General features: G+C 32.1%; 15 protein-coding genes. 14 read left to right on the forward strand and 1 reads right to left on the reverse strand.

What is annotated here, in order from left to right; translation table 11 throughout:
• Positions 1-4: 4 nt before the first annotated feature.
• Positions 5-190: a twin-arginine translocase TatA/TatE family subunit gene (locus tag RNZ46_RS07145; RefSeq protein WP_316984691.1), complete on the reverse strand. Its 186-nt coding sequence runs from the start codon at positions 188-190 to the stop codon at positions 5-7.
• 118 nt (positions 191-308) lie between these two features.
• Between RNZ46_RS07145 and RNZ46_RS07150 the strand changes: the two genes are divergently transcribed.
• The 14 genes from RNZ46_RS07150 (at position 309) to RNZ46_RS07215 (ending at position 15,263) form a co-directional block, all read left to right on the forward strand.
• On the forward strand, positions 309-1,178 hold the full coding sequence (locus RNZ46_RS07150) for a M23 family metallopeptidase (protein ID WP_316984692.1): 870 nt from the start codon (positions 309-311) through the stop codon (positions 1,176-1,178).
• Positions 1,179-1,274: 96 nt separating this feature from the next.
• Positions 1,275-2,765, forward strand: coding sequence for a GH3 auxin-responsive promoter family protein (locus tag RNZ46_RS07155; RefSeq protein WP_316984693.1), 1,491 nt, complete (start codon positions 1,275-1,277; stop codon positions 2,763-2,765).
• Positions 2,766-2,848: 83 nt separating this feature from the next.
• Positions 2,849-4,525 (forward strand): DUF6909 family protein, encoded by a 1,677-nt coding sequence (locus tag RNZ46_RS07160; RefSeq protein WP_316984694.1) that lies wholly within the window; start codon positions 2,849-2,851, stop codon positions 4,523-4,525.
• 12 nt (positions 4,526-4,537) lie between these two features.
• Positions 4,538-5,611 carry a hypothetical protein gene (locus RNZ46_RS07165; protein WP_316984695.1) on the forward strand — a complete coding sequence of 358 codons (1,074 nt, stop codon included), beginning with the start codon at positions 4,538-4,540 and terminating at the stop codon, positions 5,609-5,611.
• Positions 5,612-5,614: 3 nt separating this feature from the next.
• A complete protein-coding gene (rfbB, locus tag RNZ46_RS07170) occupies positions 5,615-6,622 on the forward strand; it encodes a dTDP-glucose 4,6-dehydratase (protein ID WP_316984696.1) in 1,008 nt (335 codons plus the stop codon).
• A 2-nt stretch (positions 6,623-6,624) separates the two neighbouring features.
• Entirely contained in the window at positions 6,625-7,485 is an 861-nt protein-coding gene (gene rfbA, locus RNZ46_RS07175; protein ID WP_316984697.1) for a glucose-1-phosphate thymidylyltransferase RfbA, read from the forward strand.
• 1 nt (position 7,486) lies between these two features.
• Positions 7,487-8,035: a dTDP-4-dehydrorhamnose 3,5-epimerase gene (rfbC, locus tag RNZ46_RS07180; protein WP_316984698.1), complete on the forward strand. Its 549-nt coding sequence runs from the start codon at positions 7,487-7,489 to the stop codon at positions 8,033-8,035.
• On the forward strand, positions 8,028-8,807 hold the full coding sequence (gene rfbD / locus RNZ46_RS07185; RefSeq protein ID WP_316984699.1) for a dTDP-4-dehydrorhamnose reductase: 780 nt from the start codon (positions 8,028-8,030) through the stop codon (positions 8,805-8,807). The genes rfbC and rfbD overlap by 8 nt, the downstream gene beginning before the upstream one ends.
• Positions 8,808-9,091: 284 nt before the next feature.
• Positions 9,092-9,838: a cytidylyltransferase domain-containing protein gene (locus tag RNZ46_RS07190; RefSeq protein ID WP_316984700.1), complete on the forward strand. Its 747-nt coding sequence runs from the start codon at positions 9,092-9,094 to the stop codon at positions 9,836-9,838.
• Complete coding sequence (locus tag RNZ46_RS07195) at positions 9,835-10,869, forward strand: N-acetylneuraminate synthase family protein (RefSeq protein WP_316984701.1); 1,035 nt, start codon at positions 9,835-9,837, stop codon at positions 10,867-10,869. The genes RNZ46_RS07190 and RNZ46_RS07195 overlap by 4 nt, the downstream gene beginning before the upstream one ends.
• A 6-nt stretch (positions 10,870-10,875) precedes the next feature.
• Entirely contained in the window at positions 10,876-11,391 is a 516-nt protein-coding gene (locus RNZ46_RS07200) for a 3-deoxy-D-glycero-D-galacto-nonulopyranosonate 9-phosphatase (RefSeq protein ID WP_316984702.1), read from the forward strand.
• 40 nt (positions 11,392-11,431) lie between these two features.
• Entirely contained in the window at positions 11,432-12,679 is a 1,248-nt protein-coding gene (locus tag RNZ46_RS07205; protein WP_316984703.1) for a glycosyltransferase family protein, read from the forward strand.
• The gene (locus RNZ46_RS07210; RefSeq protein ID WP_316984704.1) at positions 12,679-14,100 is read left to right on the forward strand and encodes a lipopolysaccharide biosynthesis protein; all 1,422 of its coding nucleotides are present in this window, start codon (positions 12,679-12,681) and stop codon (positions 14,098-14,100) included. The genes RNZ46_RS07205 and RNZ46_RS07210 overlap by 1 nt, the downstream gene beginning before the upstream one ends.
• Complete coding sequence (locus RNZ46_RS07215) at positions 14,097-15,263, forward strand: glycosyltransferase family 4 protein (RefSeq protein ID WP_316984705.1); 1,167 nt, start codon at positions 14,097-14,099, stop codon at positions 15,261-15,263. Before RNZ46_RS07210 ends, RNZ46_RS07215 begins: the two co-directional genes overlap by 4 nt.
• Positions 15,264-15,281: the final 18 nt, after the last annotated feature.

The raw sequence follows: 15,281 nt of genomic DNA on the forward strand, positions 1-15,281 counted from the left end.
TTTATTATTTTTTATCGTTTGCAGGTTCATCGCCTTCTTCTTTGCTAGCGTCTTTAAATTCTTTAATGCCGCTACCCAATCCTCGCATTAATTCCGGTATTTTTTTACCGCCAAATAACAGTAAAACAACAACAACAATTAAGGCTATTTGCCAAGGACCAATCGCTAATGGTAATATATAAAAACTCATAACTTTAAAATTTAAAAAGCAAAGTTAATAATTAAAGTTTAATAATGGCGTTTTAAAGCTAACTTTAGTACAAAGAGAAACTCCTCGTGCCATAATTTTATATATTTTTGTTTTTAACATGAAGAATGAAAAGAAAGAACCAAAAAAAATAAAACGAAAATTACTCGATAAGTATCGCTTGGTTATTTTAAACGAAAACACGTTCGAGGAGCGCTTGTCTTTCAAATTAACCCGATTAAATGTTTTTGTGTTGGCTTCAATCTCCGTAATTGTATTAATTAGCGCAACATACGCCTTAATTGCATTTACCGCACTTAGAGAGTATATTCCGGGATATTCTTCAACAGCTTTAAAAAAGAAAGCCGTCGAACTAAGTTATAAAACCGATTCGTTGCAACAGGTTATTTCTATGAACGAAAGGTACTTCTCATCGATAAAAAAAGTATTGCAAGGCGATGTAAGCGTAGTAGATTTTAACAAAGATTCTATAGTTGAAGCCATAAAATTAGAAGACACCGAAATAGATTTAAGCCCAAGTTTAGAAGATTCGTTGTTGCGTGAAAAAGTAGCCAAAGAAGATAAATACAACCTCTTTGAATCGGCTATATCGGCTTCAAATTTTGTGCTATTTCCCCCAGTAAACGGTACGATTAGCGAGCCCTACAACCTGGAGGAAAAACATTATGCGGTAGATATTGTAGTACCCAAAGATGCGCCCATTAAAGCCACCGCCGACGGTATAGTAATTTTTGCAGAATGGACTCCAACTACGGGGCACGTTATAATTATTGAGCATAGTTATGGCTTAATTTCGGTGTACAAACACAATGGAGCATTAACAAAAACACAAGGCGATTTGGTAAAAGCTGGTGAGGTGATAGCCACTGCGGGAGATTCAGGAGAGTTTTCAACAGGACCACATTTGCATTTCGAGCTTTGGAACGATGGCTATCCCATTAACCCAACAAACTTTATAGATTTCGAATAAAAGCTCTTCCCTCGAGCGCAGTCGAGAGATTAAAAGCAAAATTAATAAAAGGTATCGGCTGCGCTCGATATAATATTTAACAGTAAAAGTAAATTAATGCTATCAATAAAATCGGCTTTAGCAAAACCATTCGCAAAACATGTTTATAAGCGCATAAAAAAATGGGCGGATAAGCCTATTGAAACACAAGAGCGGGTTTTTCAAGAATTAATAAGTAAAGGGGCTGGAACCGTTTTTGGGAAAGACCACGATTTTGTAAGCATAAATAACCATTTAGATTTTGTAAAACGCGTACCTGTTAGGGATTACGAAGCACTTAAGCCCTATGTTGAAAAAGCAGTGGCGGGCGAAGAAAATATACTTTGGACAGGGAAACCCATTTACTTTGCAAAAACCTCGGGCACAACATCTGGCTCTAAATACATTCCTATTACCAAAGAAAGTATGCCCACACATGTTGAGGCGGCAAAAAATGCTATTTTAATGTACATTCACGAAACGGGGAATGCTAAATTTGTTGATGGTAAAATGATTTTTTTACAAGGCAGCCCAGTTTTAAAAGAACAGAATGGCATTCAACTAGGTAGGCTTTCGGGCATTGTAGCCCATTATGTGCCCAAGTACCTTCAAAAAAACAGATTGCCATCCTGGGAAACCAATTGCATTGAAGATTGGGAAACTAAAGTGGATGCCATTGTTGAAGAAACCTTGCCTGAAAATATGACGGTTATTTCGGGTATTCCGTCGTGGGTGCAAATGTATTTTGAAAAACTGCAACAAAAAACAGGCAAAAAAGTAGGCGATATTTTTAAAAACTTCAACCTTTTTATTTTTGGCGGTGTAAATTACGAGCCCTATCGCGCAAAGTTTGAAAATCTTATTGGCAGAAAAGTAGATAGCATAGAATTGTATCCCGCCAGCGAAGGTTTTTTTGCATTTCAAGATAAACAAAACGAAAAAGGCATGTTGCTTCAATTAAACTCTGGTATTTTTTATGAGTTTATTAAAATCGATGATTTTTTTAATGACAACCCCAAACGCATCACGATTGCTGATGTAGAAATAGGGGTGAATTATGTGATGATAATTTCTACCAATGCCGGACTTTGGGCTTATAATATTGGCGATACGGTAGAATTTACATCATTAAACCCATACCGTGTAATCGTTTCAGGAAGAATAAAGCATTTTATATCAGCTTTTGGTGAGCACGTGATTGGTAAAGAAGTTGAACAGGCCATGAAAGAAGCCACTTTAAATACAGAGGTTAGGGTTTCAGAATTTACGGTGGCGCCTCAAATTAATCCAACTGAAGGTTTGCCGTATCACGAATGGTTTGTAGAGTTTGAAAACGAGCCCGAAAATCTTTCCGCGTTAGCGAAAAAAATAGACCAATCGCTTCAAGAACAAAACAGTTATTATTTCGATTTAATTAAAGGTAAAGTTTTGCAATCGCTTAAAATTACTAAAGTTAAAAAAGGCGGATTTCAAGACTATATGAAATCTGTTGGAAAATTGGGCGGACAGAATAAAATCCCACGCCTATCAAACGACAGGAAGATTGCTAATCATTTTTCGACGGATTAAAAAATTTAAATTGACCAATACCATTGAAGCTTTCATGTTTAAAGTAATACAAATAGTATTATCTTTGCAAGAATTTAATAAGTATGAGTAAAAAGAAACGTCACGAAAGAACAAGAGCACAAGAAAGCTCGAATGCCATTGAGAGAATGTACATAACAATGCGTCATTTGTTTAATCGGGGGTTTTACAAACCCATGGGCGTTTCGGGCGAAACCTTAAGGCAATCTTTACTGTTGTTACGACCAGAAATTTACGGTTCCATTGGCGATGAAAAGGCAGAATTAGAAGGGTTGCTTTATGTTATCGATAGACTTCCAATTGGTATTGAAGAGTGTACTTTTATTAATTTAACGAGCGATGAGGGTTATGCAAATTCGCATTTTAAACCTATAATTCCGCCCAAAAGGCGTCGTAATTGTTATAGGATAGATGCCGAACAAATGAATATTGAGATTACCAGAGGACGATCGGACATCTACGATATTTTAACGCACCTTACCTTTCTTTTTATTGAATCGCACAAAATTAGTAATCGGGTCATTATTGATGAAAACGGAGCTACCACAAGAGATTGGATAAAGTTGGAAAAAGCGGTAACATCAGCGAAGAAACTCACGCAACCCGAGCGTGAAATTGCCATTACCCATACGGCTAATATTTTGGGGCGCACCTTTAATGAGTTAACCAATGTTTATTCTAAATTTGCAACACCTAAACAACCCGAACGACTGTTGCATATTGTGTATTGGTTGGGTAAACTTGCCATTGAAGAAAAGATAAATAACAATAAGCGTACGGTTACTTTTAGTCCGGTGCTTCGTGAGCGTCTTGGACACCATATTCACGGCGAGATTTGGGCAAATACGATTAAAGAAACCTTACATAAAAACAATTTGCTAGAACGGCCAATACATATTATTAGTGCCAATATGCACAGTGTTATGAATACGCTTTTTGCGCCAAGTGCTTTAAAATCTAAAAAAGATATTTTTGAGGTTTATGAGTCTTTAAGCCAAAAAGAAAGCGAAAGCCTTCGAAATAAAGTCACGAGAGAAGCCTTGCTTAACGGGATGATTTATATTAAGGACAGCTCTGGCACCAACATCGACGTTCAGATTTTTGATACCGATAAAATAGACGCTTCTAAAATAGACATAAAAACAAACGAAACTGTTTTAAAAGAAAAACCAGTGGTGTTTGTAATGGATTACGCTTTTGGTGAGCAAGCCTACGAAACGATTGATGAATTATTGAAGCCCTATACCGCAAAAGGAAAAGATATCCATTTAAATGTAGAATCTATTTCCATTATGGGTAAAGCGGGAATTTTAGAAGGCGGGAAAGGCGATATTATGATTCCCACGGCACATATTTTTGAAGGAACGGCAGATAACTATCCTTTTAAAAATGAATTGAAAAAAGAAGATTTTGAAGGTGAAAACGTAAATGTTTGCCAAGGCTCCATGATTACCGTTTTGGGTACATCGTTGCAAAATAAGGATATTTTAAAGTTTTTCCATGATTCGACATGGCACGTTATAGGTTTGGAAATGGAAGGTGCCCATTACCAAAAGGCCATTCAAGCGGCTTCCAAGGTGAGAAATAGCATAAACCCAAACGTAAAAGTGCGTTACGCTTATTACGCCAGTGATAATCCTTTAGAGACTGGAAGTACTTTAGCGTCTGGCGGATTGGGAACCTCAGGCGTAAAGCCAACCTATTTAATAACCAGAAAAATATTAGAACAACTATTTAATTAACACAATAAAATTATGAGTAAAGATTTGCCACAACAAAACCCGTCTGAAGAAGTTGATTTAGGACAGTTGTTTAAACTTATTGGAAATGCTTTTGACCGCTTTTTTAAGTTTATTGGAAGCATATTGAATGGGCTTTTTTTAGCATTTGTTTGGGTGGTGTTTTTCTTAAAAAAGCACTTTATCAAGTTTGTAATTGCTGGCATTGTTGGGGTGGCTTTAGGTATTTTGTTTGAAAAAACTTCCGAACCGGTATATAAATCGTACATAACGGTTAAGCAAAATTACAATACCGGAGAAAATTTATATAATGCCATTAGTTACTATAATGATTTAGTAAGACAGGGAGATATAAGCACTTTAGAGGGAGTTTTAGATATAAAACAGGATGCGCTATCTTCGATTATTGACTTAGAAATAGAATCAATAATTAGTGAAAATCAAAAAATTCAAGCTTATGATAGTTATATTAAAACACTTGATTCTACCGTAGCTGCAACTGTTACCTATGAATCGTTTTTAAAAAATGATAAGGATTACAATCATAGGTATCAGCAAATTACTATTAAAGCCAAAGAAAGAAATAGCTTTAGTGCCGTTTTTAATAATATTATTGAAAATATAAACTCTAATCCATACTTTAAAAGAGTACAGGAAAAAGATATAAAAGCATTAAATGAACAGGCTGCAGCAATAAATAGGTCGTTGATTAAATCTGATACTTTACTTTCGGTTTACCAAAAAGCCATTATAAAAGCCGCCGAAAACAATAACAATTCTCAGGCAAGAATTACAATTGATAACAAAGACACTGGAAGTTCTACAAAGGAGTTTGAATTGTACTCTAAAGACTTGGAATTAAGAGAAAAGTTAGTAGAAATAGAAAGAAACATTGCCGACAAACAACACATTATTGAAATAACATCGAGTAAGCAAGACAGTGGCTCTATGGATAACAGCAAAGAAATTTTTGGCGAACCAATGGGCTTAAAAAGCTATTACGCTTTGATTTTGTTAACACTAACTTTTTTAGTCTTAATTGGTTTAGAGTTTATTAAGTTTTTAGGGCGCTATAAAGATAAAATATAGACTATGACTATTTTAATAACAGGTGGAGCTGGATTTATCGGGTCAAATTTTATCCCTTATTATTTAGAAAGCCACTCAAGTGTTAAAATAGTAAACATTGATAAACTAACCTACGCAGCTAATGTAACAAATTTAGCTAGTGTAGAAAACAACAACAGATACACTTTTATTAAGGGTGATATTTGTGATAGAGGCTTAATTGAACGTATATTTACACAATACGATTTTAAAGGGGTTATACATTTTGCGGCAGAGTCACATGTAGATAATTCTATTAATAGTCCAACAGCTTTTATTAATACGAATATTGTAGGAACATTTAATTTAATTGATGTGGCTAAAAACCATTGGATGGATGCTGCAAACTCGCCAAAACCACAGCATAAAAACTCAAGATTTCATCACATTTCAACAGATGAGGTTTATGGCACTTTGGGAGAAAAAGGCTTATTTACAGAACAAACGCCCTATGCACCAAACAGCCCATATAGCGCTTCAAAAGCGTCTTCAGATTTTATTGTTCGAAGCTATTTTCATACTTACGGAATGAATGTGGTTACTACCAATTGCTCAAACAATTACGGCCCCAATCAACACGACGAAAAACTTATACCAACCATAATTAGAAAAGCACTGTCTGGAGAAAACATCCCTATTTATGGCGACGGAACAAACGTTCGCGATTGGTTATATGTTTTAGATCACTGTATCGGGATAGATTTAGTATTTAATAAAGGTGTTTCAGGCGAAACTTATAATATAGGTGGCAATAACGAACGTAATAATTTATATATTGCAAATAGAATTTGTGAAATTTTAGACGAATTAAAACCTAAAGATAAATCGTATAAAAATCAAATTTCTTTTGTTTCAGACAGACCGGGGCATGATTACAGGTATGCCATTGATGCGTCAAAAATTGAAACCGAATTGGGTTGGCAAGCACAGGAAAATTTTGAAACTGGCATAACAAAAACCGTAAACTGGTATATCAATAAATATTCAAACTAATCATGAAGGGCATTATATTAGCAGGAGGTTCGGGCACGCGTTTGCACCCACTAACCAAAGTGGTTAGCAAACAACTTATGCCTGTTTACGATAAACCCATGATTTATTATCCGCTTACCACGTTAATGTCTGCGGGAATACAAGATATTTTAATCATTTCGACCTCAAAAGATACCCCGAAATTTAAGGAATTATTGGGCGATGGAAGCGATTATGGATGTCATTTCCAATACGCCATTCAAGAGGAGCCAAACGGATTGGCCGAAGCCTTTATTATTGGTGAAGAATTTATAGGAAACGATAGCGTAGCCCTTATTTTAGGCGACAATATATTCTATGGTTCAGGTTTAAACAGCATTTTACGAGCTAGCGTTAATCCAAACGGAGGTGTTATTTTTGCCTATCATGTTAACGATCCACAGCGCTATGGCGTTGTTGAGTTCGATGACCAAAACAAAGCGGTTTCAATTGAAGAAAAACCAAAACAACCAAAATCTAATTTTGCGGTTCCGGGCATATATTTTTATGACAACAATGTTGTTGAAATTGCAAAGGACATAAAACCGAGCCATAGGGGCGAACTAGAAATAACAGATATTAATAAAGCTTATTTAATTAAAGGAGCGCTTAATGTAGAAATTTTAGATAAAGGCACAGCTTGGTTAGATACTGGTACTTTTGCATCGCTCATGCAGGCTTCTCAATTTGTACAAGTTATTGAGGATCGTCAAGGTCAAAAAATAGGATGTATTGAGGAAGTGGCATATAAAATGGGATACATTGACAGCGTTCAACTAAATAAACTAGCACAGCCATTGCTAAAAAGCGGCTACGGCGAATACCTTCAACAATTAATAGATTAACATGACGGTTGAAGAAACAAATTTGAAAGGCTGTTTTGTAATCGCGCCTAATGTAATTAAAGACGAAAGAGGTTATTTTTTTGAAAGTTTTAACAAAGCTCAATTCGAAGCTAAAACAGGAATTGCCACCAACTTTATTCAAGACAACCAATCGCAATCCTCAAAAGGGGTTTTAAGAGGACTGCATTTACAAACTGGTGCGTTTGCTCAAGCCAAACTTGTTAGGGTAATTAAAGGCAAAGTTTTAGATGTTTGTGTAGATTTGAGAAAAGATTCAATAACCTTTGGGAAACACTTTTCAATAGTTTTAGATGCGGTTGATCACAAACAACTTTACATTCCCAAAGGATTTGCTCATGGTTTTTTGGTTTTAGAAGACCAAACCATTTTTTCTTATAAATGCGATAATTATTATAATAAAGCATCAGAAAGAGGTATTATTTATAATGATAAAGAATTAAATATTAATTGGAGTTTCCCGACGGAAGACCTAATACTTTCAGAAAAAGACAAAGCACTACCAACATTAAAAGTTTACTTAAATGAATAAACGCGTTTTGGTAACCGGAGCCAATGGTCAATTAGGAAAAACCATTAATGAGTTGTTCGCTAAAAATAAATACGGCCTAGAATTTACTTTTGTTACTAAATCAGAATTAGATATTACCAAAGAGGCCGATTTAAAACCGTTTTTTAAAAATAACAAGTTTGATTATTGTATAAATTGTGCCGCTTACACCAATGTGGAGCAAGCAGAAAAAACACCTGAAATAGCCTATAAAGTAAATGCCGAAGGTGTAAAGTATTTAGCTGAGGCTTGTAAAGAAACCGATACAGTATTAATCCATATTTCAACCGATTATGTTTTTGATGGTGAGAAAACAGAGCCTTATACAATCAAAGACATCCCAAATCCTATTAACGAATATGGTAAGTCCAAACTATTAGGCGAGCAACATGTTCAAGATATTTTAGATGACTACTTTATAGTAAGAACCTCGTGGTTGTACAGTAAACAATACGGACATAACTTTTATAAAACCATTTTAAAAAAGGCTAAAGCAGGAGAAGCTTTACTAATAACTGATGATCAACTAGGTTGTCCAACAAACACTGAGAACCTAGCAAAATACATAATAAGTCTAATTGCAATCAAATCAAAAGATTACGGAATAAAACATTTTTGTGATGAAGGAGAAATGACTTGGTATGGTTTTGCCAAAAATATACTAAAAGAACACTTATATGAGCACATAAAACTTGTAAAGGCAAAGAATTATCGTACTTTTGCACGACGACCAAAACAGACCATTTTAAAATAAAACATAATGGGTTTGCCATTTTTTTTGTAGTTTACTTGCCATACGCAATCCAATTTTTACTACATTATGGCTTTATATTTAGAAGAACATCTATAATGTTTTAGTGTCTAGTTTTTACTTACCCTTAACAAAAACCAAGTTAATATTTAATGCGTTTTCTTACGACATTGGTTTACATAATATTAAAGAAAAAATTTAACTAGCAAAGTAAAACTTGTAAGAGCAAAGAATTATAGTATTTTTGTACGAATAACTATATCAATCTGTTTAATAGATTTAATATAATGATAAAAAGAAATATAGGAGTAATTATTCAAGCAAGAACATCATCGACACGATTTCCAAATAAAATTATTATACCATTCGATGAAGACACAACTTTTTTGGATATACTTCTTAGCAGGATAAAATTACTTGAAAGTAAATTACCAATTATTCTAGCAACAACAACAAATAAAAGTGATATTGTACTAGAAAATTACGCAAAAAAATACAATCTTCCTGTGTTCTTTGGTTCTGAACAAAATGTTTTAGAACGCTTCTTAGATAGTGCAAAAAAATTTGATTTAGAATATATTGTTAGAGTATGTTCAGATAATCCTTTTATTGATTTAAACCTTATTTCTGAACTTTTAGATGTTTTTGATGGAGAAGACTATCTAGCTTATGAAATTGACGAAAAACCAAGTATTTTAACACACAGCGGTTTTTTTTCTGAAATAGTCTCAGTTAAAGCATTAAAAAAAGTTTACGAATCTAACAACTTAAACTGCCAAGAGCATGTAACAAATTGCATATATACGCACCCTAAAGATTTTGTGGTGAAATTTATAAATAAAGAAGTTTCTAATTCGGTAAGATGTACCCTTGATACTGAAAAAGATTTTAACAACTTAAAATTTATTTATTTTAATTGGTACAAGAAAATTAAAAATAAAAATTTTGATTATACAGAACTTGTTAAGTATTTAAAATCAAATAAAAAGCTGTTGCAAGAAATGCAAACTGAAATAATAAATAATATAAAATGACATACATAATAGGAGAAATAGGCCAGAACCATAATGGATCTGTAGATATAGCTAAACTTATAATCGATGTAGTAAGCAGACCAATACATGATAAGCTTTTTAACAAAGAATTAAAGGTCATGGATGCTGTTAAACTAACAAAAAGAGATTTGTCTCAAGAACTTTCCTCTTCTCAAATGCAAAACCCCTATAATACACCAAATTCCTTTGGAAAAACTTATGGAGAACACAGAGCGTTTCTAGAGTTAGATGATGAACAGCATTATGAATTGTATAAATATGCCAAATCAAAAGGGCTAGATTTTATAGAAACTCTCTGTGCCATTGGCTGCATGTCTATGTTAAAACTATTTACCCCAGACAAATTAAAGGTAGCATCCAGAGATTTAACAAATTTACCGCTTTTATCTGCTTTAGCAGAAACAAAAATTCCAATTATAATTTCTACAGGAATGGCGGGTGAAAACGAGTTAAATATTGCTTTAGATATAATTAATAAATACCATTCAAATATTTCTATTTTACATTGTGTTTCAGAGTATCCTACTAAATACGAGAACGTTAATCTAAAAACAATTTCATATTTACAAAAACATTATCCACAATATACAATTGGATATTCAGATCATACAATTGGTATTGCAACCCCACTTGCAGCAGTTGCCATGGGTGCAGAAATAATAGAAAAGCACATAACACTTGATAGGCAAATGAAAGGTACAGACCAAGCCGGGTCTTTGGCTATTGACGGGATATATAGAATGATGAGAGATATAAGAAACTTAGAGCTATCCTTAGGTGAAGAAAAAATATTTATTGAAGACTCTGTTATAGCAGCAAGAGAAAAGTTAGAACGATCCATAGCTACAAATAAAATACTAAAGAAAGGCCACATTATAACAGAAGAAGATTTGCAGATGTTAAGCCCTGGAAACGGATTTAAATGGGCAGAAAAATCAGAAATTATTGGCAAAGAATTAATAATTGATTTGCCTAAAAACGAAATAATTTATTCAACTAGCATCAAATAAATCCCAATGTTACCAAAATTAATATTAACAGATATAGATGGTGTATGGACCGATGGAGGTATGTACTACGACGAAACAGGAAGTGAATTTAAAAAATTTAATACCTATGATAGTGCAGGAGTTTTGTTTTCTAGAAATTTAAATATCCCCTGTGGCATAATAACTGGAGAAAATTCTAAAGCAGTGATGCGAAGAGGAGAAAAATTGAAAATGGATTATGTCTTTCTAGGCATTAAAGACAAAGTTAGTACTGTACAAAACTTAATAAAAGAACTAAGTATTAAATGGGAAGATGTTGCTTACATTGGTGATGACATAAACGATTACAAACTTTTATTGAAAGTAGGATTAAGTGCTTGCCCCAAAAGCGCTCCAAAGTACATAAAAAAAATAGTTGATTGGAAACTAAAGAAAAAAGGAGGAGAAGGTGTATTTAGAGAATTTGTTGAAAAAATTATTATTAAAAACAATATTAAAATAGAAGAATTATTTTTAAACGAAAATAAAAAAATAATACAATAATACAACAACACAACAAGTAGCCTTAAAACACTAATTGACGATGGAGTATAAATCAGACAGATTTAATAATGTTTGGGAAGATATATTACAAATATGGTTTTCTGGCTATCTTGATATTATTACCTCAGAAAGAAGAAATCAAATTTCGCCACAATCACACTTAAAAAAAATAAAAATAATTACAACCGAGTTTGTTAAAGATGTCTTTAAAATTTTTATAAAAAATAAAATCCCCAAAAAAAAAGTTTGGTTTTTTAGTATTTCATCAAATAACCATGAAGCCCTTAAATTAATTAAAAACAATATTGACAATGCTATTTTTGTTGTTCCTTATAGCTTTAAACTTAAATTTAAAGATAGCTACCCTCTTAATTTTAACTATAAGTTTTTTTACGACTTACTGTTTTTATTTAAACTCTTTTTTTTTAAACCTAAAAACCATATAAAAAAAAAAGAATGCTATGACCTATTATTTAAAGCAAATGGTGTTTTTACAGAAAGCATTAGGTGCATAAAGAAAAACAAACCAAAGGGGATTGTTTTTGCAAACGATCATGAAATTGTACCGCGCGGTTTATTATTAGCAGCAAAATTTTTAGAAATCCCAACATTTTATATCCAACACGCTTCGGTTTCAAAGTATTTTCCTGCCTTAGATTTTGATTACGCATTGCTTGAAGGACAAGATTCAAAAGATAAATATCTTGGTATAGGAAAAACCAATTCAGAAGTACATTTAGTAGGCATGCCAAAATTTGACAACTATATTAACCATGTTAATACCAATAAAGTCATTAAAAAAATAGGAGTCGCTTACAATGCCATGGATGATGTTGAAACCGTAATAGATTTAGTAAATAATTTAAAACATAGTTTTCCTGCCATAACTTTTGTAGTTAGAGCACACCCATCAGACAAAAGAGAATTAAAGCTAAGTGGTGTTAAAAAATCACTTTCGAAAAAAGAATCAGCTTTTAGCTTTTTAAAACAAATTGATGCCTTAATAGCGGCAGAATCTTCAATACACTTAGAGGCCGTAATGTTAAATGTTTATTCTATGAGTTTTAGTTTTAATAAATCTAGTTTTTTAGATTATTATGATTTTGTAAAAAATGATTTAATCAAACATTTTAATCAAATAGATGATTTAAAAACTGAAATTAGCAACATTTGTTTAAACAAACCAAATATACAGCAAAGAGCAACTTACTATAATGCTTCATTAAATTCTGTTTTTTATGGTAAATCTGTTAAAAAGATTTGCGAGATAATAAAATCTAAAGTTTAATGGAAATAAAAAAGCTTGTAAAAAACTCCAGTGTTTATGGTGTAATTTCCTTATTGCAAAAAGGAACAAACTTCCTGTTAATTCCTGTTTTAACACTATATTTGACTACCGATGATTATGGCATAGTAACTGTAGTTATAACAATAAACACATTCTTGAATGTTTTTTACTTAATGGCTTTACACGGTAGCCTTAATAGATTTTACTACGAGCATAAAACAGATGAAACTTTAATAAAAAAACTATTTGGTACCATAATAACCTTTGTTTTAATAAATAGCATCGTTCTAACTATTGTAATTTATTTAGGCAGGAACTTTTTTTTAAAGCCTTTTTTAGACGAAATAAATTTCTATCCATATATGGCTCTGGGGTTGATCTCTGTTCTTTTTAACCCCTGTTATACTATTTTTCAGAACTCGCTTCAAGCCAAGCAAAAAGGTAATGCTTTTGGTAAAAACAACATGTTGTTTTTTGTAACAAACCTTACGCTTTTATTAATTGGGGTTATTGTTTTTGATAAAGGTGCAATAGGAGTTCTTGGAGCTCTAGCCATAACAAATGTTATATTTTTTGTTTATTCTTTAATAAGTTTTAGAAAAGAAATAACGTTTGGTATTGATTTAGGAATTTTAAAGAAAGTACTAAAATATTCTTTCCCAATAATACCCCATACTGTTTCTGGTGTAGCTACAAACCTTATTGATAGAATATTAATAAATAAACTTTTATCAACGGCTTCTGCTGGAATATACAGTATTGGAAATAATTTTGGAAGTATTGTTTTTTTGTTAGCATCAGCAATAAATCAAGCTTTTGTACCATGGTTTAACCAAGCTGTAAAAGAAAATAAAACACAAGCAATACCCATCATATCAAAAGCATTAGTTCTCTTTTATTGTTTTATAGCATTAGCATTATCTTTTTTTGGCAAAGAAATTATAAGCATAATAACCCCCGAAATTTACCATAATTCATGGCAGGTAATTCCTTTTATATCCTTTGCTTTTGTTTATCATGGCGTTTACTATTTTTTTGCAGGTTCTTTATTTTACGATATACAAGGTAGGGGCAATAGAATTATACCCATATCAACCATTTCAGCAGCTGTAATCAATATACTTTTAAATATATATTTAATTCCATTATATGGTATAAACGGTGCTGCTATTTCCACACTTATTACTAAAGTTGTACTTGTTATTTCTTTAAAGTTTTTTTATCGAAAGTATTTAAAATTGAAGTATCCAGAATTGTTTTTAATATGTACGCCTTTAATATTCTTTAGTGTTTCATTGCTTAGTTTTTTTAATCCATTTAATTTAGTTATCAAACTTTTTATTTATTTGTTTATCTTATTAATAATTGTCTTATCAACAAAAAATAAAACAAAAAATTTATTAAAGGAATTTAAAAGATGAAGGTACTAATAGTAAACACTTTATATTATCCTTATAAAATTGGAGGGGCTGAAATATCAGTTCAATCGCTTGCTGAAGAATTTAGCATCGTAGGTATTACTGTAGGTGTTTTAACATTAGGAGAAACAGATAACTTTGAGGAGGTGAACAATATCGCTGTCTGGCGACTTAAAATCGAAAATACTTTTTGGCCTTTTTCTAGCCATTCAAAAAGCAAACTATCAAAGCTTAATTGGCATATTAAAGACACCAATAACAAGCGATACGATAAAAAAATTAATACCATTTTTAATTCTTTTAAACCCGATGTTTTATTTACCAATAATTTAGCAGGTTTCTCAACACGAATTTGGCAATTGGCTAAATTTAAAAATATAAAAACAGTACACACAATAAGAGATTATTACTTGCAATGCCCCAAAACCACAAAATTTAAAAATGATAGTAATTGTAACACATTGTGTTTAGACTGTAAAGCACTAACAAGCCTAAAAAAAAGAAATTCTAAGAACTTAGATTATGTTATAGGAATAAGTAATTATGTACTTCAAGACCATTTAAAACAAGGCTATTTTAAGGACGTTAAAAGTGAGGTTGTTTATAATGGATTTAAATTTAATTATACCCCTAGAAAAATAAAGTTTTTAAACAAAAATGAAGTAATATTTGGCTACATAGGGCAGATAAACAAAGAAAAAGGTGTTGAACTTATGCTAGACAGTTTTAATAATTTAAAACATAATACTGAATGGAGGCTGTTAGTAGCAGGAAAAGTTGAAACAGAATATTTATCACAATTAAAAAGTATAAACAACTCTGATAAAATTACTTATTTAGGCTATACTAACAGTAAATCATTTTTTAAAAAAATTGATGTGTTAATTGTACCATCGCAATGGAACGAACCTTTTGGAAGAGTAGTTTTAGAGGCGATAATAAACAATACAATTGTAATAACAAGTAAAAAAGGCGGTATAAACGAAATTATGAAACATAACCAAAACCTAACTTTTAATACAAATAGTGCAGATATGTCAAACCTAATTGATGAGATTATTAAAAAACGAGAGCACATCTCATTTAATTACAGCCCAGAGTTTATGGCAAAATTTAATATTAAAAACACGGTTTTGAAATATTCTAAAATATTTTCTGAAATTTAGCGGGGACCATAAACTATT

Origin of the sequence: Hwangdonia lutea (assembly GCF_032814565.1) — a bacterium.
GTDB classification, from domain to species: domain Bacteria; phylum Bacteroidota; class Bacteroidia; order Flavobacteriales; family Flavobacteriaceae; genus Hwangdonia; species Hwangdonia lutea.